18 protein-coding genes are annotated in these 26314 nt (G+C 67.5%); 6 read left to right on the top strand and 12 right to left on the bottom strand.

Translation table 11 applies throughout. The features are described 5' to 3' along the window. Positions 1-228: 228 nt before the first annotated feature. Positions 229-3447, top strand: coding sequence for a di-heme oxidoredictase family protein (locus IP92_RS14575; RefSeq protein WP_229418785.1), 3219 nt, complete (start codon positions 229-231; stop codon positions 3445-3447). Positions 3448-3521: 74 nt separating this feature from the next. Here IP92_RS14575 and IP92_RS14570 read toward each other — a convergent pair whose 3' ends face one another. From IP92_RS14570 to IP92_RS14560, 3 genes are all read right to left on the bottom strand, one after another. Continuing rightward, the gene (locus IP92_RS14570; RefSeq protein ID WP_145876114.1) at positions 3522-6635 is read right to left on the bottom strand and encodes a TonB-dependent receptor; all 3114 of its coding nucleotides are present in this window, start codon (positions 6633-6635) and stop codon (positions 3522-3524) included. Positions 6636-6985: 350 nt separating this feature from the next. After that, entirely contained in the window at positions 6986-7273 is a 288-nt protein-coding gene (locus IP92_RS14565) for a YciI family protein (RefSeq protein WP_145876112.1), read from the bottom strand. Between the two features lie 22 nt (positions 7274-7295). Continuing rightward, on the bottom strand, positions 7296-7910 hold the full coding sequence (locus IP92_RS14560; RefSeq protein ID WP_229418784.1) for a TetR/AcrR family transcriptional regulator: 615 nt from the start codon (positions 7908-7910) through the stop codon (positions 7296-7298). 111 nt (positions 7911-8021) lie between these two features. On the opposite strand from IP92_RS14560, the gene IP92_RS14555 reads away from it, so the two are divergent. Next, complete coding sequence (locus tag IP92_RS14555; protein WP_145876110.1) at positions 8022-9992, top strand: peptidase U32 family protein; 1971 nt, start codon at positions 8022-8024, stop codon at positions 9990-9992. Between the two features lie 55 nt (positions 9993-10047). Here the strand turns inward: IP92_RS14555 and IP92_RS14550 are convergent, their stop codons facing one another. From IP92_RS14550 to IP92_RS14530, 5 genes are read right to left on the bottom strand one after another with little or no spacing between them, the layout of a single operon-like run. Continuing rightward, positions 10048-11562, bottom strand: a complete 1515-nt coding sequence (locus IP92_RS14550) for a thymidine phosphorylase family protein (RefSeq protein WP_229418783.1) — start codon at positions 11560-11562, stop codon at positions 10048-10050. Next, a complete protein-coding gene (locus IP92_RS14545; RefSeq protein WP_145876109.1) occupies positions 11559-12917 on the bottom strand; it encodes an MBL fold metallo-hydrolase RNA specificity domain-containing protein in 1359 nt (452 codons plus the stop codon). The genes IP92_RS14550 and IP92_RS14545 overlap by 4 nt, the downstream gene beginning before the upstream one ends. A gap of 45 nt (positions 12918-12962) precedes the next feature. After that, entirely contained in the window at positions 12963-15272 is a 2310-nt protein-coding gene (locus tag IP92_RS14540) for a phosphoketolase family protein (protein WP_145876108.1), read from the bottom strand. Between the two features lie 34 nt (positions 15273-15306). Then, positions 15307-16194 (bottom strand): ribose-phosphate pyrophosphokinase, encoded by an 888-nt coding sequence (locus IP92_RS14535; protein ID WP_145876107.1) that lies wholly within the window; start codon positions 16192-16194, stop codon positions 15307-15309. Positions 16195-16203: 9 nt separating this feature from the next. Next, positions 16204-16686 (bottom strand): universal stress protein, encoded by a 483-nt coding sequence (locus IP92_RS14530; RefSeq protein WP_145876105.1) that lies wholly within the window; start codon positions 16684-16686, stop codon positions 16204-16206. Positions 16687-17001: 315 nt separating this feature from the next. Here IP92_RS14530 and IP92_RS14525 point away from each other — a divergent pair, with 315 nt between their 5' ends. Beyond that, the gene (locus IP92_RS14525) at positions 17002-18093 is read left to right on the top strand and encodes a M35 family metalloendopeptidase (RefSeq protein ID WP_229418782.1); all 1092 of its coding nucleotides are present in this window, start codon (positions 17002-17004) and stop codon (positions 18091-18093) included. Between the two features lie 22 nt (positions 18094-18115). Here IP92_RS14525 and IP92_RS14520 read toward each other — a convergent pair whose 3' ends face one another. Then, positions 18116-18619, bottom strand: coding sequence for a hypothetical protein (locus IP92_RS14520; protein WP_145876103.1), 504 nt, complete (start codon positions 18617-18619; stop codon positions 18116-18118). A gap of 99 nt (positions 18620-18718) precedes the next feature. On the opposite strand from IP92_RS14520, the gene IP92_RS14515 reads away from it, so the two are divergent. After that, positions 18719-19213 carry an arsinothricin resistance N-acetyltransferase ArsN1 family B gene (locus IP92_RS14515; RefSeq protein ID WP_145876101.1) on the top strand — a complete coding sequence of 165 codons (495 nt, stop codon included), beginning with the start codon at positions 18719-18721 and terminating at the stop codon, positions 19211-19213. A 2-nt stretch (positions 19214-19215) separates the two neighbouring features. On the opposite strand, the gene IP92_RS14510 is transcribed toward IP92_RS14515, so the two are convergent. Then, positions 19216-20091 carry a M48 family metallopeptidase gene (locus IP92_RS14510; RefSeq protein WP_199271870.1) on the bottom strand — a complete coding sequence of 292 codons (876 nt, stop codon included), beginning with the start codon at positions 20089-20091 and terminating at the stop codon, positions 19216-19218. Between the two features lie 170 nt (positions 20092-20261). Here IP92_RS14510 and IP92_RS14505 point away from each other — a divergent pair, with 170 nt between their 5' ends. After that, entirely contained in the window at positions 20262-20753 is a 492-nt protein-coding gene (locus tag IP92_RS14505; RefSeq protein WP_145876098.1) for a hypothetical protein, read from the top strand. A 36-nt stretch (positions 20754-20789) separates the two neighbouring features. After that, positions 20790-23162, top strand: a complete 2373-nt coding sequence (locus IP92_RS14500) for a putative bifunctional diguanylate cyclase/phosphodiesterase (protein WP_145876096.1) — start codon at positions 20790-20792, stop codon at positions 23160-23162. A 49-nt stretch (positions 23163-23211) separates the two neighbouring features. Here the strand turns inward: IP92_RS14500 and IP92_RS14495 are convergent, their stop codons facing one another. Beyond that, entirely contained in the window at positions 23212-23772 is a 561-nt protein-coding gene (locus tag IP92_RS14495; protein ID WP_145876093.1) for an SRPBCC family protein, read from the bottom strand. A 286-nt stretch (positions 23773-24058) separates the two neighbouring features. Continuing rightward, on the bottom strand, positions 24059-26167 hold the full coding sequence (gene fusA, locus IP92_RS14490) for an elongation factor G (RefSeq protein WP_145876091.1): 2109 nt from the start codon (positions 26165-26167) through the stop codon (positions 24059-24061). Positions 26168-26314 lie beyond the last annotated feature (147 nt).

Genomic DNA, 26314 nt, shown 5'->3' with positions numbered 1-26314 from the left:
GAAGGTTGACTTTCCGTCAGCAAACCGATACTTTGTCGCTCGACTTGCCGAGTGGAAATATCAACACGACAATTTCTGCGGCTCACATGAACCCGTGACACCGGCAAGCCACACATAACAGAGCGGCGCGGACTACCCGTTCAGCGCCGTCCGGCCATCGGGAGGCTGTAAGCGCATGGTCCGCGCCACCGCACGGACCATTCCACGAACCATGGGCAAGGAGAATCCATGCAATACCCCATGCAACACCACCACACAGGCCGGCCGCCGCGCGGGCGCGGCGTGCTGTTGGCCACGCTGCTGACGGCCCTGGCCGCGTCCTTGGCCGGCTGCGGCGGCGGCAGCGACAGCGCCACCCCGCAGGCGAATCGCCAGGGCGGCGCCCTGAAACTGCTGGCCGCCTCCGGCACGTCGGCCGAAACGGCGCTGACGCCCGTCGCGGCCAGCGCCAGTTCGTCGGAACGGGGCGACCTGTCGGCCGCCGCCGCGATCGACCACAACGACAAGACCCGCTGGGGCAGCGCGTTCACGGACAACGAACAACTGACCCTGGACTTCGGCAAGCAGCAGCTGATCACGCGCGTGCGCATCGACTGGGAAAACGCCCACGCCACGCAGTACCTGCTGCAGGTCTCCGACGACAATGCGACGTGGACGACGATCAAGTCCGTCGACGACAGCGCCGGCGGCACCGAGGACCTGACGGGCTTCGCCGCGCGCGGCCGCTACCTGCGCGTGCAGGGCGTGCACCGCTCCACGCAGTACGGCTATTCGATCATCGAGATCCAGGCCTATTCCGGCACACCCGTCATCACCGAGCCGGAAGTGCCGCCGACGCCGATCCCCACCGACCCGACCCAGCCGGGCGTTGCGATCAAGCCCGTGGCGGCGTCGTCGTCGGCCGTCGAAAACGCCGGCCTGTCCGCTGCGATGGCGATCGACGGCAAGCCGGCCACGCGCTGGGCCAGCAAGGCCGAGGATGGCGCTTACATCCAGTTCGACTTCGGCGCGCGCACGCCGGTCGGCTACATGAAGCTCGTGTGGGAAAACGCATACGGCAAGGAATACGCGATCAAGGCGTCGGACGACGGCCAGAACTGGACGCAGCTGCGCTACGTGAACAATGGCCGCGGCGGCACCGAGGAATTCCTGAACCTGGGCGCGAACGCCCGCTACCTCCGCATCCAGGGCGTGGCCCGCGCCACGCAATACGGCTATTCGCTGTTCGAAGTGGAATTCAAGTCGCCGGGCAGCGACAACACGCTGCCGGTGACCACGACGTCGCCGCTGAAATTCCCGATCGACGGCACGGGCCTGGTGCCGCTGCCAACCAGCGCGGAACCGCTCGAGACGCTGCAATTCACGCTGGCGGACGGCACGTTGGTCACCCGCTTCGGCGCACGTGGCCTGGCCCGCCATGGCCGCGAACGGGGCGAGGACTGGAACGAGATCGGCTACGGCCCGAATGAAACGGTCGATGCGCTGGGCAACCCCGTCGACAAGGGCCCCGGCAATTACCTGACGTTCGTGCCGCAGTACTTCAAGAACCGTACGTGGGGCGTCGAGATCATCGACAACAGCCGCGTGCCGGGCGTGACGAAGCCGACGCTGATCGTCAACCAGTACCCGCTGGTGGACTTCCTGCCGGGCGGCGTCGCGTTCTTCCGCGCGTTCGACCGCCCCGGCGTCACCGGCTACGGCTGGATGAATCCGGGCGAGCTGGTGGACAACACGGTCGGCATCTGCAAACCGGTGCCCTACCCCGCCAACGGCAAGCTGGCCAGCAGCAACGGCATCAACGGCGCCTGCACGCTGCTCGTGAAAGGCTATCCGGGCCACGGCGGCCTGGATGCGAACGGCTTCCCGAACGGCACCACGGTACCGGGCCGCGCGCTGGTCGCCGGCGACGTGATCGAGGTCTCGCCATCGTTCTTCTCGACCAGCGCGGCGATGACGGCCATCGGCGACACGGGCGGCATCCGCTACTACTCGCAGGAGTGGATCTACGTCGTCGGCACCGGCCTGCGGCCGTGGTACGGCGTGCAGCCGCGCTTGAACTCCGTGCCGCTGCCCGACAGCACGCTGTCCGGCGGCCTGGGTTCCGTATCGTACAACTACACGGACAACGCGCTGTTCATGTTCCAGCAGCCGCACAACAACGTGGGCATGCAGAACATGCAGCGCTTCGTCGAAGGCCGCCGCCTCGTGCACACGAACTTCACGACGGGCGACCACAACGAGCCGGGCAACGACCGCTACACGGCGGCCGTCGGCCTGCAGGGCCCGCGCTTCAACCAGTCCGCCTGTATCGGCTGCCACGTCAACAACGGCCGCAGCCCGGCGCTGGCCGCGATCAACCAGCGGCTGGACACGATGTCGGTGCGCGTCGCCGCCGTCGACGCGGCCGGCCAGCAGGTGCCGCATCCGCAATACGGCATGGTGATCCAGATGAACGCGCAGGCCGGCGGCACCACGCAGAACTGGGGTACCGGCGTGCGCGTCGCAGGGTTCACGGCCCGCACCGTGAAACTGACCGACGGCACCAGCGTGGAACTGCGCAAGCCGAACCTGGCGTTCGACGGCCCCGTGCCGGCCGTGTACTCGGCCCGCGCGGCGCAGCCGATGATCGGCATGGGCTTGCTGGAGGCGGTACCGGAAGCGGACATCCTGGCGCGGGCCCGCGTCACGCCCGATGCGGACGGCGTGCGCGGCGTGCCGAACTACGTGTTCGATCCGGAGACGGGCGCCGTGCGCCTGGGCCGCTTCGGCTGGAAGGCCGCCAAGTCCACGTTGCGGCACCAGTCGGCCGAAGCGCTGCTGCTCGACATGTCGGTGACGTCGACGATGTACCCGAACCGTGCCTGCGCGGCCGGCCCGGCGGCATGCGCCGGCGGCGGCAAGCAGGCCGGCATCTCGGCGGCCGACCTGGAATCGATCTCGCGCTACCTTGCGCTGGTGGCGGTGCCGGCCCAGCGCAGCCTGCCGAGCGGCTTCCCGAAAGGCGTGGCGCCGCTGGACGAACTCCGCGTCGATCCCGCCAGCGTCACGGCCGGCTCGAAACTGTTCCAGTCGATGCGCTGCAGCGCCTGCCACACGGTCGAGATGAAGACGGGCAGCGGCCACCTGTTCGCCGAACTGCGCAACCAGACGATCCGGCCGCATACGGACCTGCTGCTGCACGACATGGGCGCCGATCTGGCCGATGGGCTGAAGGAAGGCCAGGCCAGCGGCACCATGTGGCGCACGGCGCCGCTGTGGGGCATCGGCTACACGGAAAAGGTGCTGGGCAAGGGGCTGCAGGCGGGATATCTGCATGACGGCCGCGCGCGCAACCTGACCGAGGCGATCATGTGGCACGGCGGCGAAGCCCAGCGTTCCCGCGAGCGCTTCGCCAACCTGTCGAAGGCCGAGCGCGATGCGCTGCTCGCCTACCTCGGGTCGCTGTAATCCTCCGCTGTAACCCTTCGCTGTAACCCTTGCACCGGGCGCCAAACTGGGCCCGGTGCACCCCTCCCTCTCCGTCAGAAGGCCGTGCGCAGCGACATCGTGTAGCTGCGGCCCGGCTTGTACTCGTCGAAGATCGCGTTCGAGAACTGCGTGTAGGTGCGGCTGATCGCATCGTTCACGTTCCATACCGACAGCGTCAGGTCCGTGTTGTACGCGAAGTTGAACAGCCGCTGCAGGTTCACGCCGACCGACACGTCCACCTGCGTGCGTTCGCTGGTGTACGCGTACGCGCCGCCCGGCACGTTCAAGCCCGTGCTCGTGTTGACGACGTGCGAAGCCGTGTACTGCCGCGACACGCGCGCATTGATGCCGTTGCGCTCGTAGTACAGCGTGAAGTTGTTGGTACGCGGCGGCACGCCGCCGACGGGCGGCGCGTTCGGCGCCTCGTCGGTCTGCTTCGTGTACGTGAAGTTGCCGGTAAAGCCGAAACCCTTCACGGGCAGCATGTCCAGCGGCTGCTGCCACGTCAGCTCCACGCCGCGCACCTTCAGCTTGCTGTCGATGTTGTACGGCGCCGTGACCTCGACGAGGTGCTTGTCGCGGCCGCCGCTGGCATTGACGGCCTGCTGCTGCGCGTCCGTCAGTCCCACCGTGCCGAACATCTGGTCCAGCTGCGCCAGCGTGTAGCTGAGGATGTGCTGGCCGGGCCGGCTCGTGATGTCCTTCGCGAACGCACTGCCCGCGATGTACGCCTCGCGCGTGAAGTAGTACTCGAGCCCGACGTCCAGGTTGTTCGCCGCGAACGGCTTCAGGTTCGGGTTCGTCAGGTTGCCCTGCCGCGCGCCCTGGTCGCCGATCGTCAGCCGGGTCTGGCGCAAATCGGCGGGATTGGCGCGGGTCAGCGACTTCGAACCCGACACCCGGGCGATCAGCGCCGGCGTCAGGTTGTAGGCCACCGTCGCGGACGGCAGCGTATTGCTGTAGCGCGTCGTCTCGTACGCCCACTCGGCCACGTTCGGGTACAAGCCGCCGTTCTGCAAGCTCGCATTGCGCGGGTCGGCGGCCGACGTCAGGTCGCCGATCGTCTGCCTGGTGCGGGCGTGGCGCACGCCGGCGTTGTAGCGCAACGTGCGGCCGAACAGCTGCGTGCGGCCGTTCACCTCCGCGTACAGCGCCGCAACCGCCTCGCGGATATAGCCGCCGCTGCCGCTGTTGAAGCCCTTGTAGATGTTATCGCGGAAGTACTGGTAATCCGTGTCGCGCGCAAACTTGTCCCAGTCCACCGTGATGAAGCCGTGGTTGCTGGCATGCGCGTAGTTCGGCACCGCGGCGTTCGGCACCACCGAGCCCAGGTAGGCCAGCGGCCCCTGGCCCGCCGAATATCCGGTGCCGTAGCCGGGATAGGCGGTGGCCGCATCCGTCACCGGCCCCGGCGCGTTGCGCCCGTCGCAGGTGCGCAACTGCGTGTTCGGCCCGAACAGCCGGGTATTGATGTGGTTGCCGCAGGCGACGTTCATCCACGCGTCCGCCACGCTGTAGCCGCGGTAGCGCCGCTCGATGTCGTCGTAGGCGCCGCCCACCTTCAGCGCGAAGTCGCTGTCGCCCCAGTTGACGTTCAGGCGCGTACCCTTCGTCGTGTTGGTGCGTTCGTACAGGTCCATGCGCAGGCCCGAGAGACCCTGGCCGCCCTGGTACCAGCCGAAGTTGGCGGGGTTGTTGATGTCGAGGTTGCCCGTGTACGTGGGCGTGCGGCCCGGCGCCGTGTTGTCGTAGCTGATCACGGAGTTGGCCGACGGCGTGGCCAGCAGCACCGTCGGCATGTCGCGATAGAACGTGCTTTTCGTGTAATTCACGTGGCCGTCGATGGTCCAGTTGTCGGCCGGGCGCCATTCGAAGCCGGGATTGAAGCTGCGAAAGCGCGTCTTTTCCTTCATCGGCCGGAATTCCAGTGCCCAGAACGTGTTGGCGAACACGCCTTTCGTGATCACGCATCCGATCGTACAGTCGCTGCGGTCGAATTCCAGGCCGATCGGGATCGGCGTGTTGGCCCGCGTGCCCACGTTCATCCCTTCGGACAGCATCTCGTTCTGCTTCTGCGCGAACAGCGTATCGAAGTACAGGTCCCACTGGTCGTTCGGCTGCCACTGGATGCTGATCACTTCGCCCGCCCGCTTGCGCTCGCCCTCGTAGACGATGTGGCGGCCCAGTCGCCCCATCAGGCCGTTGTCGATCTGCTGGATCGTCGCGCCCGGATTCAGTGCCAGCAGCAGCGCCCGGTCGATCGGCGCACCCGGCACGAGGAGCGGCCTGGCGTAGTCCGGCAACTGGGCCAGGGGCAGGCCGGTGGGCACCGTGTCCGGCGTCGATTGCGACCCGCCGCCGGTGCTGTTCGGCCGGTCGGACGCGTTGGCCTGGTTCGGCTTCAGCTGGAAGTTGCGCATGTCCACCGTCTGGAACGCATCCGTCTTGTATTTCGTGTCGCCGAACGCGATGCCGGCCAGGATGCCGAACTTGCCGAAGCGGCTGCTGGTCCACGTGTTGCTGATCAGGCCCGAACCCGTCGCGCCCCACTTGCCGTCCTGGTCCCGGTAGTTGCCCGACAGCGTGAACGCGGAGCGCAGGCCGCGCTTGTCGAATGGCCGGACGCTGCGCATATTGACGGTGCCGGCGATGCCGCCTTCGATCACGCTGGCCTGCTGGCTCTTGTACACGGTGGCGCTACGGAACAGCTCCGAAGGCAGGAAATCCATGTCCACTTCACGGTTCGCACTGATGTTGCCGCCCCAGCTGCCGGCGGAGGCGGACGCCATCGGCGCACCGTTCAGCAGCACCCGCGTGAACGCGGGGCCCATGCCGCGGATCGAGATGTTCATCCCTTCACCATCGATCGAGGCGCGCGTGACCTGCACGCCGGGCACGCGCGACAGCGCGTCGGCGATGTTCGGGTCGGGGAATTTGCCCATGTCCTCGGAGAACACTGTGTCCGTCAGGCCAATGTTGTCGCGCTTCTCGGCGGCGGCCAGGCCCAGCGAGCTGCGGTACCCGCTGACGGTGACGGTGGGGATGACTTTGTCGCCAATAGCGGCGGGAGTTCCGGTGGCGGGAGCTTGTTGGGCCCACGCGGACGTGGACAGCAATGCGATCTGCGCGACCGCGGCGGCGATGACCTTGTGATGCAATGTCTCCATGATGTCTCCTCCATATGTATCGTTGTTATGTCGATGTGGATGGATCTGCAATGTGACTGCGCATTGGTACCGGTACCAAATCAGTATGTGGGTGACCTCCTGTGGTGGCGACGAATGAAAGGGAACCGGACGGCGGGCGGGCGCCGCCCAGCGAACAAAGTGCGTTCGGCTGAATCTAAAGGACGAGTTATGCGAACGCTAATGACTTTTTGACGCGGGCCGATACGGATTCCGGTATCGGCCCGGCAGGGATGTACGCTACCTGCAGGGTGCGCACGATGGTAGAAGTAGCCTCGTCTATATCATGGCGTTATACGCTACCACTGATGACTGGCGCGGAGGTTGTGGTGTTATTGCATCAGGAAGTCCAGCCGCTGGTCGACGCGCGACGGCGCGATGCCGACGATTTCCGCCGTCACGACGCGTTCGGCTACGAACGGGTCGGCGTCCACGCGCGCCTGCAGGTCGGCCAGCGACGTGTTGTGGGCCAGCACCGCCCCGCCCGTACCTTCGCCGAGGCTGCCGGCGACGAGGAACACGCCATCGTCGAACCCGCGTTTCAGCCACGCCTTGTGGCCATCCATGTGTTGCGGCGCCTGGCCGCGGTTATCGGCGAACTTCAACATGACGACGTACATGCACTCCTCCTTGGTGGGAACATCAATGGTGATCGGATTGGGCGCCACGGCCCAGGCACCCCGCCAGCCACTCCTCGGCCAGCCGCACTTCGTGCCGGAGCGTCCGCTCGTCGCGCAGCGCGCTGGCCAGCGTCGCGATGCCCTGGCTGAGTACGAGCGCGTGCAGCGCGTGCCGGTCGGCCTCCGCGGCGGCGAATCCGGCATCGACGAATTGGCCGTGCAGCCAGGTGCGGAACAGCGTGAACAGCGCCGCCGCCGCGCCGTGCGACGGGTGGTCCAGCTTGGCGAGCTCGTTGCACAGCGTGCCCACGGGGCAGCCGTGCATCGCAATGGCGGCGCGGTTGGCGACCAGCATGTGGAAGAAGCTGCGGATGCGTGCCGCCGGGTCGGCGCCCTGCGCTTGCCAGTCGTCGAGCATCTGCCGGGTGCGCGCCAGGCGCAGGTCGATGACGGCCGCCAGGATCTCGTCCTTGGCACGGAAGTGGTAGTAGAAATTGCCGCGCGAGATGCCGACCGCGTCGGCGATATGGGCAAACGACGTGTGGTCGAACCCCTGCTCATAGAACAGCCGGTCGGCCGCCGCGACGATTTGCTCCCTTGTGGTGTCTTGCCGTGCCATGTGTGCGTGGTGTTTCATGCAATACACGGCAGAATAGGACAATCGTCCTACGCCGTCAATGGCCCGTGGCGCGATGACAGCGCGGGTGGGCGGCGCTATAATCTTCGCCTTCGTCTTTCAGGATCCGCCATGTCCCTTCTCGACCATCAGCTCGAACTGCTGTCCCCCGCCAAGACCGCCGAGATCGGCCGGGAAGCCATCCTGCATGGAGCGGATGCCGTCTACATCGGCGGGCCCGCGTTCGGCGCCCGCCACAACGCCAGCAATCCGCTGGAAGACATCGCCGCGCTCGTCGAATTCGCCCACAGCTACCGGGCGCGCATCTTCGTGACGATGAACACGATCATGCATGACGCGGAGCTGGACCTGGCCCGCAAGCAGATCTGGCAGCTGTACGAAGCGGGCGTCGATGCGTTGATCATCCAGGACATGGGCCTGCTGGAACTGGACCTGCCGCCGATCCAGCTGCACGCCAGCACACAGTGCGACATCCGCACGGTGGAGAAGGCGAAGTTCCTCGGCGACGTCGGCTTCTCGCAACTGGTGCTGGCGCGCGAGCTGACGATCGAGCAGATCAAGAAGATCCGCGCGGAAGTCGACACGCCGTTGGAATACTTCATCCACGGCGCGCTGTGCGTGGCGTTTTCCGGCCAGTGCTACATCTCGCATGCCGACACGGGCCGCAGCGCGAACCGGGGCGACTGCTCGCAGGCGTGCCGCCTGCCGTACACGCTGACGGATGGCCAGGGCCGCGTGGTGGCCTACGACAAGCACCTGCTGTCGATGAAGGACAACGACCAGAGCCGCAACCTGGAAGCGCTCGTCGACGCGGGCATCCGCTCGTTCAAGATCGAGGGCCGCTACAAGGACATGGGCTATGTGAAGAACATCACGGCCCACTACCGCCTGCTGCTCGACGAGATCCTGGAGCGCCGCCCCGAATTCGCGCGCGCATCGAGCGGCCGCACGAAAGTGCTGTTCACGCCGGACGTCGACAAGAACTTCAACCGCGGCCACACGGATTACTTCGCCGGCGGCCGCCAGGACGACATCGGCGCGTTCGATTCGCCGAAATACCTGGGCGTGAAACTCGGCACGGTCACGCGCCTGGCCACCGACCATTTCGACCTGCTCACCGATGCGCCGATGGCCAACGGCGACGGCCTCAATTACATGAACAAGCGCGCGAGCGCCGGCATCCAGGCCAACAAGGTCGAGAAGCTGGGCGAGGACAATCAAGGCCAGCGCTGGCGCGTGTTCCCGAACGAACCGATGGCCAGCCTCGTCGCGCTGAAGGTCGGCACGGAGATCCACCGCAACCGCGACCACCATTGGGAAGCGGCGCTGACGAAGAAATCGTCGGAACGCAAGGTGGCGCTGGACATCACGCTGACGGACGACGCCGAGGGCCTGACCCTGTCGCTGATCGACGAGGACGGCATCGTCAGCAGCACGCACGCCGCCCTGCCCCTGCAGCCCGCCCAGCAAGCGGCGCAGGCCGAAGCGGCGCTGCGCACCAGCCTGGCGAAACTGGGCAACACGATGTTCGAGGCGCGCGACGTCACGCTGGCGCTGACACAGCCGTGGTTCGTGCCGGCCGGTGCGATCAACGCGCTGCGCCGCGACGCGATCGCCGCCCACGAGGCGACCCGCCTGGCCGCGTGGCTGCGTCCGGAGCGCAAGGCCCCGGCTGAACCGCCGGCCGTCTACCCCGACACGCAGCTGTCCTACCTCGCCAACGTCTACAACGACAAGGCGCGCGCGTTCTACCACAAGCACGGCGTGCAGATGATCGACGCCGCGTACGAGGCGCACGAGGAACCGGGCGAAGTGTCGCTGATGATCACCAAGCACTGCCTGCGCTTCTCGTTCAACCTGTGCCCGAAACAGGCCAAGGGCGTGCAAGGGGTGCAGGGCCAGGTGAAGGCCGAGCCGATGACGCTCGTCTCCGGCAACGAGCGCTACACGCTGCGCTTCGATTGCAAGCCGTGCGAGATGCACGTGGTAGGCGCGATGAAGCCGGGCATCCTGAACTCGCTGCCGCCATCCAACGTGCCTTACAGCCCGCTGGTGTTCCACAAGCAGCGTCCGCGCGCCTGATCGCGGCCGGCCATGGCGCGGCCGTCAGCCTGGGCGCTGTTCGGCGAACAGCGTCTTAGCCGATGACGACAACATCCTCCACCGTGCGCGCGTAATCGAGCGCATACGCCAGCTCGCCCGGCGTCTCCGCGTGCACCAGCAATACCGGTTCGCCCCGTTCGACGGCGCTGCCCAGCGGCGCGCGCAGCAATACGCCGGCCGCGCGGCTTTCCGGCGCGCCGGCCAGCTTGGCCAGGCGCGCCAGCTTGCGATTGTCGATGCCGATCACGCGCCCGGCGCGGCGCGCCAGCAGCGGTTCGACGTAGGCGGCAACTGGCGGCTCGCGCATACCGCCTTGCGCGGCGCAGATCCGCTGGAACTTGTCCCATGCGTGGCCGCGGGCGAGCGTCGCCAGCGCGAGTTCGGTACCGGTGCCCGGCGCGGCGGCACCGCCCAGCTCCAGCACGGCGCCGGCCACCAGCGCGGCACGTGCGCGCAGGTCGGGCGGCGCGTCCGGTTCGTTGCGCAACACCGCCAGCACGTCGCGCGCTTCCAGCGCCGGCCCGATACCGCGCCCGACCGGCTGGGTGCCGTCGGTCAGCAGGCAGCGCACCGCGAGGCCGAAGTGCGCCCCGGTGTCCTGCAGCCGCTGCGCCAGCTGCCGTGCGTCGGCGTCGCTGCGCACTTTCGCGGTCGGGCCGACGGGAATGTCGATCACGACGTGGGTCGCACCCGCGGCGATCTTCTTCGACAGCACCGATGCGATCAGCTGGCCTTCCGTGTCGATATCGAGCTCGCGCTCGATGCGCACGAAGATCTCGTCGGCGGGGCTCAGGTGCATCGCCCCGCCCCACGCCACGCAGCCTCCTTCGGCATCGACGACGCGGCGCAAGGTGTCCATGTCCAGTTCGACGGGAGCGAGCGTCTCCATCGTGTCCGCCGTGCCGGCCGGCGACGTGATCGCGCGTGACGACGTCTTCGGCATCACGAGACCGTTGGCGGCGGCGATGGCCACGACGAGCGGCGTGGTGCGATTGCCCGGCAGGCCGCCGACGCAATGCTTGTCGACGACGACCGGCGCGCGCCAGCGCAGCCGCTCGCCCACGTCGACCATCGCGCCCGTCAGGTGGATCGTCTCCGCGGCGTCCAGCGGCAGCGCGGCCGTGGCGGTCAGGAAGGCGGCCAGGTGCACGTCCGTGTAGCGGCCCTTGGCCACGTCGCGCACGATCGCCGCCATGTCGGCCTGCGCCAGCCGCTGCCCATACATGCGCCGGCGCACGCCGGACAGCGATTCGAGCACGGGGGTGTGGCGCACCAGCACGGGGTCGCCGTCGGCAATCCCCAGTTCATCCCACGCCGCCTCGGACAATGCCACCTGCCCCGGTGCCAGCAGCTCGCTCTCGATCTGGTACAGCAGCGCCTGGACCTGGCGATCGCCGGCGATCACGAGCACCTGCGAGCGCGGCGACAGTCCTTCCGAACGGCACACGTGGCAGTCGGTGCGCATCAGCGCGATCGGCTGGTGCTGCGCGTGCAGGCGCATGCGCACCGCCCGCAGCGTGGGCGCCTCGACCTTCATGGCCGGGCTCACAGCGCGTACCTTTCGCCTTGCAGCACGACGCTGGCTTGCCAGCCCAGCTCGCGCTGGACCCGCTCGCGCAGCGCCTCCGACGCTTCCGGTTCGCCGTGCACGATGAACAGGCGGCGCGGCGGCTTGTCGAAGCCGCCCAGCCAGCGCAGCAGTTCATCGCTGTCCGCGTGGGCCGACAGCATCGGCAGTTCCGCCACCTCGGCATGCACGGGCACCCAGCTGCCATGGATCTTCACGTCGCGCGCTCCCTCGAGCAGCTTGCGGCCGCGCGTGCCCATCGCCTGGTAGCCGGAGAACAGCAGGGTGTTGCGATGGTCCGACGCGAACGCCGCGATATGGTGCAGCACCCGTCCGCCGGTGGCCATGCCGCTTGCCGAGATGATCACCTTCGGATAACGGTTGGCGGACAACGCCTTCGACTCCTCGACGTCGCGCACGTACGTGACGGCCGAGAATGCGGCCTCGAATGCCGCGCTGGGCAGCTTGTGCTCGTCGTGATACTTCTGCAGCAGCTCGGTCGCGCTGGTGGCCATCGGGCTGTCCAGGAAGACCGGCACATTGGCCAGGCCGCCGCGCTGGCGCAGCAGCCACAGGTCGTGGATCAGCGACTGCGCACGGCCCACGGCGAATGCCGGCACGACGACGGTGCCGCCGCGCCGCACCGTGCGGGTGATGATCTCGCCCAGCGCCGCAACGGGATCGGAGCGGTCGTGGCGGCGGTTGCCGTAGGTCGATTCGATCACCACGTAGTCGGCCGCGGGCACGCTCTCCGGATCGTGCAGCACCGGGTCGTCGTAGCGCCCCAGGTCGCCGGAGAAGACGATGCGCTGGCCGCCGACGTCGATCTGCGCCGTGGCCGCGCCGAGAATGTGGCCGGCCCGGCGGAACCGCAGTTGCGCGCCGCCCGGCAAGGCGATCGGCTGGTGCAGCGCCACCGGCTGGAACTGCTTCATCACGCGCTCCGCGTCCTCGACCGTGTACAGCGGCAGCGCCGGATGGTGCTTCGAGTACCCCTTGCGGTTGGCGAATTCCGCATCCTTCTCCTGCAGCCAGGCGCTATCGAGCAGTAGCAGCTCGGCCACGTCGCGCGTCGCACGGGTGGCGACGATGCTGCCCGCGAAGCCGTCCAGCGCGAGACGCGGCAGGTAGCCGCTGTGGTCGAGGTGCGCGTGGGTCAGCACCACGCCGTCGATCGTGCGCGGGTCGGTGGAGAGGCGCTGCCAGTTCAGTTCGCGCAGGTTCTTCAGGCCCTGGAACAGGCCGCAGTCGACCAGCAGATTCGTGTCGCCATAGGTGAGCAGGTGTTTCGAGCCGGTGACCGTACCGGCACCGCCCAGGCTAGTCAGTGTAAGCATATGCAATCCATTCTTCGTTGTTCGTATGAAGCCAGGTGTTCCCCGTCACGGCCGCGGCAGCTCGGCGTCCTGCCAGCCGCTGACCCGGGCGGCGGCGTGCACCGCATGGGCCCACGTGCAGCGGTTCGCCAGCAGCATCCCAGGCACGTCGAGCGTGCCGCCCCGGCCGATGTAGCCCAGCGCCTCGGTGCTGGCCGGGCCGCCGTCCAGCCGCCGCAGCACGCCCAGCATCGGTTCAGGGCGCGTGTGGCACAACAGCACGCGCGGCAAGCCGGGCGGGAACAGCGCGTGCAGCGCCGCATCGGACAGCGTGAACGCGGCCTCAATGGCGTCGCGCCCGCGCCGCAGCCGGCCCGGTTCGATGACGACCGTCACGCACGCGGCCACGCCGTGCCGCGCGAGCCACGCGTGCGCCTTCAGCGCTTCGTCCAGCTGGTAGGCGCCGAGCGCCACGAGCTGCACCGCCGCGCCGGCCGGCTGCCCCGCGACGTGGGCCGCGCCATCGCGCATCAACGCCTCGGCCGCGGCGCCGTCGAAGCGGGTCGGCATGTCCCGCTTGGAGACGACCATGCAGGCCAGTTGCCCGCGCCCGCCGTACAACGCGCGCAGGGCCGCCACGGCGGTATTGCCGTCGACGGGGAACAGCACGCGCATCGTGTCGGACATTTCGCCCAGCAGCGCTTCGCCGACCGTCGTGTCCTGGTGCGACTGTTCGTTCTTCGCGTTTTCCCACGTATGCGACGTGACGACGAGCGGCACCGGCAGCCAGCCGGCCGGTTGGCCCAGTTCCTGTTGGCGCCGCGCGAAGATCGCTTCCTGGCGCAGCACGCCGAGCATCTTCACGGCGAACGCCTCGTAGCTGACGATCAGGTTCAGGCCGCCCTTGTTGCCCAGCGCGGCCGCCGCCACCGCCTCCTCGTTCAGCGCCGTGATCACGGCGCCCAGCCGGTCTTCCGGCACGCCCGCTTCCGGTTCGTTGACGCGGTGCTTGAGCAGCGCCAGCGTGCCGACCATCTTGTTGCTGGCCAGTTCATCGGGATTGCCGACCCGTACCCGCAGGCCCGGATTGGCACGCACCAGCGCCACGAACCAGCGGTCCAGCGCCGCCATCGCGCTGCCCGTGCTGTCCACCGTGTCCCAGGCCGGCGTTGGCAGCGCGGGAGCCGGCGGGTGGCGCCGCGCCATTGGATGGCGACTCTCCCGTTCCCGGCCCTGCGCCGCGTGCGTATCCAGCGTGCGCAGCGCGGCGCGCAATTCGTCCGGCGCGACGAACAGCGCGGCCGCGCCGGCATTGAACAAGTCGCGCGCGACGGGATCGTCATGGGGATTGGCCACCAGCGGCAGGTTGTGCGCGGCATTGGTGCCGGCGCCGGGAAAACCGTAACCCTTCTCCGTTTCCGCTATTACATAGGGCAGCGGTGCCGGATAACGGCGCTCAGGGTCCGCCGCGAAGCGCTGCAACGCCCGTTCCGCCGCGACGATCGCGACCGCGATGGCGGCCGGGTCGCGGCCGTCCACGCGCAGCGGTGCGAAGCCCTGGTGGGCGCGGTCCTCGGCCAGCCAGCGTGCCCCGCCGGACTGCGTGATCTGGGTGCGCTGCTCGATGCGCCGGCCGTTCAGGATCATGACCGGGACGACCAGGCCGCTGTCCTCGGCACGCCACCAGCGCGGCGCCCAGTCCGAGCCGCGCTGCTCCTCGAACGCGCCGTCGCTGAGGAACGCCACCAGCCGTTCGCCCGGCAGCGGCATGTGCACGTACTGCAGCCCCGCGAAGCCTAGGTAGCCGCCTTCCGACACGGCGCCGGCCGTGTGCGGCCCGGCATGACTGCCCACCGGCACGGCCGGACGGCCCTCGGCATCCATCGCATACGAATAGAAGTCGGCGATCAGCCGCGACAAGCCGGCGGCGCTCGCGTCGTAGCGCCCGCGCTGGGTCGCGGACACGTCGCCGGTCAGCGCATTGACCGCCTCGATCGCGGCCACGCAATGGCCCTGCCCCATCAGCCAGCCCCGCGTCGTCGCCGTCAGCGCATTGGCCAGCAGGTAGCCGACGAACGCCGGCACCATGTTCAGCGCGCCACCCGTGTGGCCTTCCGGATGGGGCTTGAAGTCCGCGGCGGCCAGCGGCCCGCCTTCCATGTCGATGCGGCGCGCGTAGGTCATGTGCGCCACGACGTTCATCGCCGCACAGGCCAGCCGGTCGCCCGCCGCCAGCAGCGCGTAGGCGCGCCCGGCCTCCTGTCCATCGGCGGTCAATTGCGCGATCACGTCGTTCACCAGGGCGACCGTGTCCGGGACGTGCCGGATCGGTCCGTGGCCATCCAGCCAGCGCTGGCGTTGGGTATTGCCTGTCATGCTGTTCTCCCTGCCGCTGTACGTTGCATCGGCCTCAGTCCCACGCACGGTGGACGATCGCATCGGCGACCAGGCCCGCCACGCTGATGCCATTGCTCGGGTGCGGCACCGTATCCGTCGAGACGAGCCGCGCGAACAGCGGGCGCAGCGTGTTCCAGGTATCGGCCCCGAACAGCGCATGCACCACCGCGCATTCGGGCTGGCGCAGGCCCTGCCCCGCCAGCTGCTGTGCCGCCACCGCCAGTGTGCGGCCGGACGACGCGATGTCGTCGACCAGCACTGGGGTGCGGTCGCGCCATGCGGACAGGTCGGGCACGGCGATCTCGACGTGGCGGTCGCCATGGCGCGTCTTCGTGAGCACCGCGTACGGCGCGTCGATGCGGCGGGCGATCGCCCCGGCCCACTGCGCGCTTTCCTCGTCGGGGCCGACGATCAGCGGTGCCGCGACGTGGCCGCCGATCCAGTCGGCCAGCAGCGGCGCGGCCTGCAGCGTGATCGTGGGGATCGTGTACACGGCGGCCAGCGCCGGATAGCGGTGCAGGTGCGGGTCGACGGTGACGAGGCTGTCGAACGTGCTCGAGACGAGGCGGGCGAACGTGCGCGACGTTACCGCTTCGCCGTCCTGGAAGCGCTTGTCCTGCCGCATATAGGCCAGGTAGGGTGCCACCAGGTTGACCTCGCTCGCGCCCAGTTCGCGGGCCGCATCGGCGGTGAATGCCAGCGGCAGGAACTGCGTGTCCGGTCGCTCGAGCGTACAGACGATGTCCACCGGCCGCCCCTGCGGCGCGCCGTGCAGCCGCACATAGCTTTCGCCATCGGGGAAGGCTCGCGTTTCGATGCGGCCCAGTTCCCCGTCGCAGTGCCTCGCCAGGGCGCCGGCGAAGGCTTCATTGCCGGGCAGCGCAAAAATCAGTCGTTGCATGGCGCCCCCTTACCCGGCTTGCTGTGCCGGCGTCGTGCCGGCGGCATGGCTTTGCCGCACCAGCAGTACCGGTACAGGCGCCAGCCGCGCGACCTGCTCGGCGTCGCTGCCGATCAGCACGCGGCCGAGGCCACGCCGGCCGTGGGTGCCCATCACAACGATGTCGCACCGGGTGGCGGCGGCCTGCTCGACGATGCGCGCCGCCACGCTCTGGCCCTTGCATTCGATCAGCACCGTCTCGACGGCAAGGCCGCCCAGCCGCAACCCGTCCGCGGCCTGGTCGAGCAACGCCTGCCCGGCGGCGAGGAAGGCCGGTTCCACGTCCCGCACGTAGACGGTGGCCGGCTCGAAGCCGGAGCAGTGATCCAGCTCCTCGACGACATGCAGCAGCACGAGGGGGGCGCCCGTCAGCCGCGCCAGGGCGGCGGCGTGATCGAGCGCGTGGCGGGCGGTGGCGCTGCCGTCGAGCGGTACCAGGATACGTGTGTACATGGCGGTCCTCCAAAGGTTGATTCCCCATTGTAACGACGCGTTGGAAGTGGCGTACGTGAAACGGCGTACGTCAACGGCAAGGCGAGCCGCACGGCACCGGCATGGCTTATACGCATAAGCTCTTGCACAGGCAGAATGTTCAAAATTTAACATTCTTGGGCACTTTGTCCCATTTATAGCCCCTGTGTTGCGGCAGCGCCGCACTCGGGATCGCTTCCGATTTAACAGTGTTGACTTATATTTAAGCTCCATGTGACGATGATTTTCCACCGGTGCCACCGGTGTTCCATTCAACTTTCACTACAGGAGTCGGCAATGAGGAAATACATCGTCTGGTTGGGCGGTTCTGTCATGACGGCGGCGTTCAGCATGTCCGCCTATGCGGCTTCGGGTATCACGGCAACGGTCAGCACGGACAAGCAAAGCCTCGGGCCGGGCGAGGACCTGGTCGTGCGCGTTACGCTGACCAACACGACTTCCGCGCCGCAGCGCCTGCTGAAATGGCACACGCCGTTCGGGGCGATCGAGGAATCGCTGTTCGACGTCAGCCGCGATGGTGTGCCGGTGGCCTATGAAGGCAAGCACGTGAAGCGCCCCGCCCCGACCGCGGCAGACTACGTCACGCTGCAACCGGGTAAATCGTATTCGGCGAAGGTCGAACTGTCGGCGATCTACGACCTGTCGATGACGGGCGATTACGCGATCCGCTTCCGTACCCATGCGCCGGACGTGCTGACGAAGACCGGCGTGCGGCCGGACAAGGTGGCGAAAACCGAAGCGGAAGACGCGGCCAAGGGCGTGCAGGTGGATGAGGATGACCTGCTGCAATCCGCGCCGGTGCAGGTGTGGATCGAGGGCACCAACCAGAAGCGCTCGGTGCCGATTCCGACCGGTGAAGCGAGCCTGGCGTTCAGCCAGTGCAGCGCATCGCAGCAGTCGACGATCACGTCCGCGATCAGCGCCGCGAAAACCATGGCGAACGGCGCGGTCTCGTACCTGAACGCGGGCACCGCGGGGCAGCGCTACACGAAGTGGTTCGGCACCTACAACTCGACGCGCTCCGCCACCGTGAAGTCGCACTTCGCGAACATCAAGGATGCGCTGGACAACAAGCCGATCGTCGTCGATTGCAGCTGCCAGGAGAGCTACTACGCCTACGTGTATCCGACGCAGCCGTACAAGATCTACGTCTGCAACGCGTTCTGGAGCGCCCCGCTGTCCGGCACCGACTCGAAGGGCGGCACGCTGGTGCACGAGACGAGCCACTTCAACGTCGTGGCAGCCACGGATGACTGGGCCTATGGCCAGTCCGCCGCGGCCTCGCTGGCGATCAGCAACCCGTCGCGTGCGATCGACAACGCCGACTCGCACGAATACTTCGGCGAGAATACACCGGCGCTGCCGTAAGTCCTGCCGCGGCCAGCCGCCGTCAGCGCGTGTACGTGAACGTGAACGGCGGTGCCGTCAGCGGAATGCCCGGCGCTCCGGTGCCGGCCAGCGCCTTCGCATCGGTCAGGTAGTGCCCGGCATAGGACACCGAATAGGTGTGCGTGCCGGGCCTGAAGCCGTAGGCCGGGCCGATGTCGATCACGTGCTGGTGGCGCTGGCCTGGCTGCAGCGCGAGATAGTCGGCGGCCGTCAGCGGGCCGCGCTTGACCATCGGGCCCTCGTATTGCACCGTCTCGCCCGTCACCGCGTCCTTGACGATGAAGACGTTACCCAAGAGCCGGTCCATCGCGGCGATCGCGCGCGGCACCAGGACCGGCGTCTTGCCGCGGTTTGTCAGCTCGATGCGCAGGCGCACGTGGCCGTCGGCCGGCGGCGCATCCAGCGCAAGCAGCATCTGTACCTGGTCCAACGCTTCTCCCCTTGCCGTACCACCTCCCAGCGCGGCGGCCGCCAGCAGCGGCGCCAGCATCGCTTTTCCGTTCATCGCAGCGCTCCTTTGTCCGATCGCCCATCTTACCCCGCCGTTGACGGGTGGCGCGCGAGCCTTTATTGTCCTCCTGTCCCTACCAACCGAGGAGCCAGCTTGATCCGCGACGCCAACCCCGCCGATGCCGCAGCCATCGCCGCCATCTACAACCCCTACATCGCAGACAGCACGATCAGCTTCGAAGAGGAAGCCGTGAGCGTCGAGGAAATGCGTACGCGCGTCCAGGGCGTGCAGGACGGCGGCCTGCCGTGGCTTGTGCTGGAACACGACGACGGGTCGATCGCCGGCTATGCGTACGCGACGAAATGGCGCGTGCGCCACGCTTACCGGTTCTCGGTGGAGACGACGGTGTACCTGGCGCCGGCGCACGGCCGCAAGGGCCACGGCACCGCGCTGTACGTCGCGCTGCTGGAACGCCTGCGCGCGGCCGGCTGCCACCTGGCGATCGCCGGCATCGCCCAGCCGAACGAGGCCAGCGTCGCGCTGCATGAAAAGATGGGGTACCGCAAGGTGGCCCACTTCTCGGAAGTGGGCTTCAAGTTCGGGCGCTGGGTCGATGTCGGCTACTGGGAACTGAAGCTCGCGCCCTGAGCTTATTTACCCTTCGCCGCCTTGGCGGGCTTGTTCGCGCTGGCCGCCTGGTACAGCGGCATCACCTTCGGCAGCATCGCCGTCAGCTCGGCGATGCGGGTCTGGTGCGACGGGTGGGTCGACGCGAATTCCGGCGGCTCGCTGCCGGTGGCCTGACTGCCTGGCGTGCGCTTGCCGTGGCCCAGCGCCGCCATCTTGCGCCACACGGCGGGCGCCGCGTCGGGCTTGTAGCCGGCGCGGGCCGCCAGTTCCAGGCCCATCGCATCGGCCTCCGATTCGTTCTGCCGCGAGTTCGGCAACATGAACAGGTAATGCGCGACGGCGCCCGCGGCCTGCACCTGCGCTTCCGTGCTCGGCGCCGCCGTCAGCGCGGCCGTCGTCAACGTGTTCTGCGCCACGGCGCGCGACACCCGTTCGCGCCCGTGTTCGCGCAGCGCATGGGCGATTTCATGGCCCATCACCATCGCCACCTCGTCGTCGTTCAACTTGAGTTGGCGCAGCAATCCCGTGTAGAACGTGATCTTGCCGCCCGGCGCGCAAGTGGCGTTGATCACCGGCGCATCGATCAGCGCCAGCTGCCAGTTCCATTTCGCCGCATCGTCGCGGAACGTCGTCACCTGGCCCTGCAGCCGCGCCGCGATCCGCTTCAGCCGTTCGTATTCCGGGCCTTTCGTCACGAGCCGGCCCGCCAGCTGGGCATCGCGGTTCTGCTGCGTGTAGTTGACCAGCGCCATCCGCTCGACGGTTTCCGCCGAAACGAGCATCAACTGCTGCCGCTGCACGCCGACGGCGCCCGGTTTCGTCGTGGATGCGCAAGCGGCAAGGACCAGCGCCGCGGCACAGGTGACGACACGGGTGACCAGCATCTGTCGTTTCATTGCAACCTCCGATGGGGATGACGGGATGCCACTGTCCGGGATTGCCAAAACCGAGTCAAATGCAACGGCGCAATATCCAAACCCGCATCAAACGGCCGCGGGCGGCCCGCGCAATGCTTGAGCTATGGCTATAATTGCCGCGCCATCAACGATCGAAAGGATGTAGCGGGATGAAACACGCATTGCTGGGCGCCGCGCTGGCGTCGCTGGGGCTGGCCGCCGGTCACGCCGCCGCAAACCCGTTCGGGCTCATCGAGAACCAGCCGCGCAGCGAGCTGTGGGTCAATCCGGGCTTTTACTCGTATCACTTCGACCGCAACGACGGCCTGGACGACACCAACCCCGGCATCGGCGCCGAATACCGCTTCTCGACCGTTGCGGCGGCCACGGTGGGACGGTTCCACAATAGCGACCGGGCGATCTCGAATTATGCGGGCATCTACTACCAGCCGATCTCGCTCGGACCATTGCGCATCGGCGCAGTCGTCGGCGGTTTCGACGGCTATCCGAAGATGCGCAACGGCGGCTGGTTCCTGGCCGCGATCCCCGTCGTCAGCGTGGAGTACGAACGGGTCGGGGTGAACTTTGCTATCGTACCGTCCTATAAGGACCGCCTGCACGGTGCGCTTGCCATCCAGCTCAAGTTCAAGCTGATGGACTGACGCCAACGGCGGCACACGGCTGCGAACTCCCACCCCATGAACAATATCGCTCCACGAGAACAACATCAGCTGGCCCAGGAGTCCGAGCCGGACCTGTACCCCGCCGAACTGCTGCGGCTGGCCGGCTACCTGTGCGGCAAGACCGTGCCGCCGGAGGCGCTGGCCGACGAGCAGGCGCTGCTCGGCTACGCACCGCCGGCGATGAGCGCCGAGCAGCGGCAGGCCCTGTCCGACGTCGCCGCGCTGGCTGCCAGCCAACGCGCGCTGAAGCGGCAGCTGGCGCGGGCCGAGAGCTTCCTGTCCGGCTTTGCCGAGCACTCCCCTTCTCCGCTGTGGATCAAGGGCCGCAGCGGCAGCTATGTGATGGGCAATGCGGCGCTGTCCGGCTTCTTCGGCGTTCCCACGGTCGTCGGCATGGACGATAGGCACTTCTGGCCGGAAGACGTGCGCCAGAGCCTGGAGGAACAGGATCGCGCGGTGCTCGAGCACGGCGAAACGATCAAAACGATGGAAACGTCGCACGACGGCACCCGCCACTGGCTCGTGCACAAGTTCCCGATCGACGTCGACGGCGAGCCGTTCCTCGGCGGTACGGCCATCGACATGACGACCGAGGTCGAGAAGGAACGGGCGCTGATCCGGCACGATAATTTCTACGTGCTGCTGTCGCGCCTCTCGGCGATCATTTCGCGCGCGAAGACGCTGGAAGCGCTGTGCCTCGACACGTGCCGCGTGGCTGCCCACCAGCCGGGCATGGACATCGTCGACATCAGCCGCGTCGACGACGCGGGCGGTACGTTGAAGCTGTTCACCTCCGCGGCGCGCGACGGCACCGAGCATCAATGGCGGCTCGATGACGACACGTCGGAAGCGGACTGGTTTCTGCCGGACCTGGCCGGCACGGCCGCCGCCACGGGCCGCCTGCAATTCTCGAACGATCTGCATGGCGGCTGCGAGCGCCGCCACATCGCCTCGTGCATGGCGATTCCGCTGTTCGTCAACAGCAAATGCTGGGGCGTGATCTCGTTCTATTCGCACCGGCCGGAGTTGTTCGACCACTTCTACCGCGACCGTGCGGGCGAGCTGGGCAATGAGCTGAGTTTCGGCCTGGAGCGGCTGATCAATGCCCAGGAGCTGTTCCGGCTGGCGCGGACGAACGCGCTGTCCGGCCTGCCGAGCCGGCTGCATTTCGACGAGGCGATCGCCGGCCTGGCCGCCGTGAATGCCAGCGGCACGGTGCTGCTGGTGAACATCAACCGTTTTGACGAGATCAGCTCCGCCTACGGCAACACGGCCGCGATCGGGCTGATGCGGCAGGTGGCGCAGCGCTTGAAGACGGAGGTGGCCGAGCGGATGGCGCTGTCGCACGTCGGCATCGGCCGTTTCGCGCTGTTCTACCCCGTCGACGAGGACCGGTCGCCGCGCCGCTACGCCCGCGACACGATCATCCCGCTGCTGGAGGGCTCATACCAGGTGGACCAGCAGAAGATCTGGTGCACGGTGAACGTGGGCGCGGCGATGTTGCCGGAGGATGGCACCAGTGCCGACGAGCTGCTGGTGAAGGCGTGGGACGCGCTGGCCGGCGCCCGCGCCCAGGACGAGCAGATCGGCTTCTACGACCGCGATGCCGACCACGCGCTGGCGCGCCAGGTCAGCATGGAAGCGGAGCTGCGCGAGGCGGTCGAGCGCGGCGAATTCGTCAACTACTACCAGCCGAAGATCGACCTGAAGACGGGCAAGCTGGCCGGCGCCGAGGCGCTGGTGCGCTGGCGTCACCCGATCCGCGGGCTGATCCAGCCGACCGAATTCGTGCCGGTGCTGGAGCGCAGCGGCCTCGTCACCGAGGTGGGGCGGCGCGTGATGCAGCGGGCGATGGAAGATTGGCGTGCGTGGTACGACGAAGGCCTGATGCCGCCGCAGATCGCCGTCAACGTGGCGCCCGCGCAGTTTCGCTGCGACACGCTGTTCGACGACATCGAGCGCGCGTTGAACACGGCCGAAGCACATATGACGCCGTTGTCGATCGAAGTGACGGAGAGCAGCCTGGTGTCGGACCACCGCCGCGTGATCGACACGCTGACGCGCGTGCGCAACCTGGACGTGCCGGTGGCGATCGACGACTTCGGCACCGGCTACTCGTCGCTGGCCTACCTCGTCACGCTGCCGGTGGACGTGCTGAAGATCGACCGCTCGTTCGTGATGAAGATGGCGCAGGATGCGGGCTACATGGGGCTGGTGTCGACGATCGTCTCGCTGGCGCACAACCTCGACCTGAAGGTGGTGGCCGAGGGCATCGAGACGGAAGAGGAATCGAAGCTGCTGAAACTGCTGCGCTGCGAACAGGGCCAGGGCTATCTGTACGGCCGGCCCGTGCCGGCCGAGGAATTCGCCAAGCTGCTGCGGCGCTGACGGTTGCGGCGCCAGCGGCAGCCTGGGGTGGTAACCGCGAAAACGTGGTTCAGTGCGTCAGGTGCGGCTTGCCCTGGTCGGCGATCGTGCCGCGCCAGGCGCCCGTCTCCTTGCCGCGCGCCTCGATCATTTCCTTGAAGCGGCGCAGGTTGCCACGCGCCTCGGTGCGCACGGCACCCATCGCGTCGCCGATGGTTTCCAGCGGGCCTTCCGGCGTGTAGGTCAATTCCAGCACGACGCGGGTGCGGTTGCCCCGTTGTTCGAACGTGACGACGCCGCTGTTCGGCTTGCCCGTCGTGCTGCGCCAGGCGATGCGCTGGTCCGGGATCTGCTCGGTGATCTCCGCATCCCATTCGACGGGCTTGCCGAACACGTCGGCCTTCCAGTGCAGGCGCTTGTCGTCCAGCTGGCGGATTTCATGCACGCTGTCCATGAACTGCGGGAACTCCTCGAACTGCGTCCACTGGTCGTACGCGGTGCGCACCGGCACGTCGACCATGATCTCGGCCCGCACGGTCGAATCGGCCTTGCGATTGGTATTGTTCTTCAGGTACTTCGCGAGATACGCGCCCCCGACGGCGAGGGCGGCAAGCGTGAGCAATCGTTTCATCCTGTTCTCCTCTGACGATACGTCCTGGAATCGCCCAGCCGCGGCGCAACAGACCACCGCGGCGGACGCCGAACGAGGATGCTAGCCCGCCACCAAGCCGCGGCCTATAGGCATGCGGCCGATGTGGATGTAGTCCGGCTCCGGCACTGCGTGCATTATTTCCGGAGGTGCGGATGAGTCTGTGTCCCCTCGTGCCAGGCACTAAGGGACATGCAGACATGCGGATGAGCTCGTGTCCCCTGGTGCCAGGCGCCAGGGGACACAGGCCCAGCCGTGAGAGGCGGGCTCAGCCCCGCACGCGGGTCGTCGCAATCTGGTCGAGGATGTGCTTCGGCACGGCGGCGTAGTGCTTGAACTCCATCGTGTACGTCGCCCTGCCCTGCGTCAGCGAACGCAACGTCGTCGAGTAGCCGAACATCTCCGCCAGCGGCACGAGGGCGCGGATCAGCTTGCCGCCGCCGCCCGGAATCTCGTCCATGCCCTGCACCATGCCGCGCCGCGTCGTCAGGTCGCCCATCACGTTGCCCATGAATTCCTCGGGCGTCTCGACTTCCACGTCCATCATGGGCTCCAGCAGCTGCGGGTCGGCGCGGCGCATGCCGTCCTTGAACGCCATCGAGCCCGCCATCCGGAACGCGTTCTCGTTCGAGTCCACGTCGTGGTACGAGCCGAACGTCAAGGTCGCCCGCACGTCGACGACCGGGTAGCCGGCCAGCACGCCGGAGCGCAGCGTCTCCTGGATGCCCTTGTCGACGGCGGGGATGAATTCGCGCGGCACCACGCCGCCCTTGATCGCGTCGACGAATTCAAAGCCCTTGCCGGCTTCGAGCGGTTCCAGCTTCAGCACCACGTGACCGTACTGGCCCTTGCCGCCGGACTGCTTGATGAACTTGCCCTCGACGTCGGACACTGCCTTCTGGATCGTCTCGCGATACGCCACCTGCGGCTTGCCGACGGATGCCTCGACGCCGAACTCCCGCTTCATCCGGTCCACCAGGATCTCCAGGTGCAGCTCGCCCATGCCGGACATGATCGTCTGGCCGGATTCCTCGTCCGTATGCACGCGGAACGACGGGTCTTCCTGGGCCAGGCGCGACAGCGCGATGCCCATCTTTTCCTGGTCCGCCTTCGTCTTCGGCTCGACCGCCTGCGAGATCACGGGTTCCGGGAACACCATCTTTTCCAGCACGATCACGTGATCCGGCGCCGACAGCGTGTCGCCCGTCGTCACGGCCTTCAGGCCGACGGCCGCCGCGATGTCGCCGGCGAACACCTCCTTGATCTCCTTGCGCTCGTTCGCGTGCATCTGCAGGATGCGGCCGAGCCGCTCCTTCTGGCCCTTGGTCGGGTTGTACACCGTGTCGCCGGAATTCACCACGCCCGAATAGACGCGGAAGAACGCCAGCTGGCCCACGAACGGGTCGGTCATGATCTTGAACGCCAGCGCGGCGAACGGATCGCTGTCGGTCGGATGGCGCTCGATCTCGTTGTCGTGCTCGTCGTGGCCGGCGATCGCCGGCACGTCCACCGGCGACGGCAGGTATTCGATCACGGCATCGAGCATCGCCTGCACGCCCTTGTTCTTGAACGCGCTGCCGGCCAGCATCGGCACGATCTCGCCGCGGATCGTGCGCAGGCGCAGCGCGGCCTTGATCTCGTCTTCCGTCAGCGTTTCGCCGTTCAGGTATTTTTCCGTCAGCTCCGGCGTCGCCTCGGCGGCCGCTTCCACCATGTGCTCGTGCCACGTCCGCGCCAGCTCCTGCAGGTCGGCCGGGATGTCCTCGTACGCGAACTTCACGCCCTGGCTGGCATCGTCCCAGATGATCGCCTGCATCTTGACGAGGTCGATCACGCCCTGGTAGTGGTCCTCGGCGCCGACCGGAATCTGGATCGGCACGGCGTTGCCCTTCAGCCGGTCGCGGATCTGCTGCTGCACGCGGAAGAAGTCCGCACCGACGCGGTCCATCTTGTTGACGAACGCGATGCGCGGCACCTTGTACTTGTTGGCCTGGCGCCAGACGGTTTCCGATTGCGGCTGCACGCCGCCGACGGCGTCGTACACCATCACGGCGCCGTCCAGCACGCGCATCGACCGCTCGACCTCGATCGTGAAGTCGACGTGGCCGGGCGTATCGATGATGTTGATGCGGTGCTCGGGGAAGTTGCCGGCCATGCCGCGCCAGAACGCGGTCGTCGCGGCCGACGTGATCGTGATGCCGCGCTCCTGTTCCTGCTCCATCCAGTCCATCGTCGCCGCGCCGTTGTGCACCTCGCCGATCTTGTGGTTGACGCCGGTGTAGAACAGGATACGTTCGGTCGTGGTGGTTTTGCCGGCATCGATGTGGGCGCTGATGCCGATATTCCGGTAACGCTCGATGGGGGTCTTGCGGCTCATGACATTCTCCTTGAATGGCGGGACGCGCAGGTCTCGCTGTCGATTTTACTGCATCGGGTCATGCAAGATCGGGGGGACTTTCCGAATCTCAAGCCCTGGGGCAACCCTATCCGTCACTCCTGTTGTGCGACTAACAAGCACAGCCGT

The organism is Pseudoduganella flava (assembly GCF_007830495.1).
In the GTDB taxonomy this organism is placed as follows: domain Bacteria; phylum Pseudomonadota; class Gammaproteobacteria; order Burkholderiales; family Burkholderiaceae_D; genus Rugamonas; species Rugamonas flava.
This window is presented reverse-complemented; position numbering and strand designations above follow the sequence as displayed.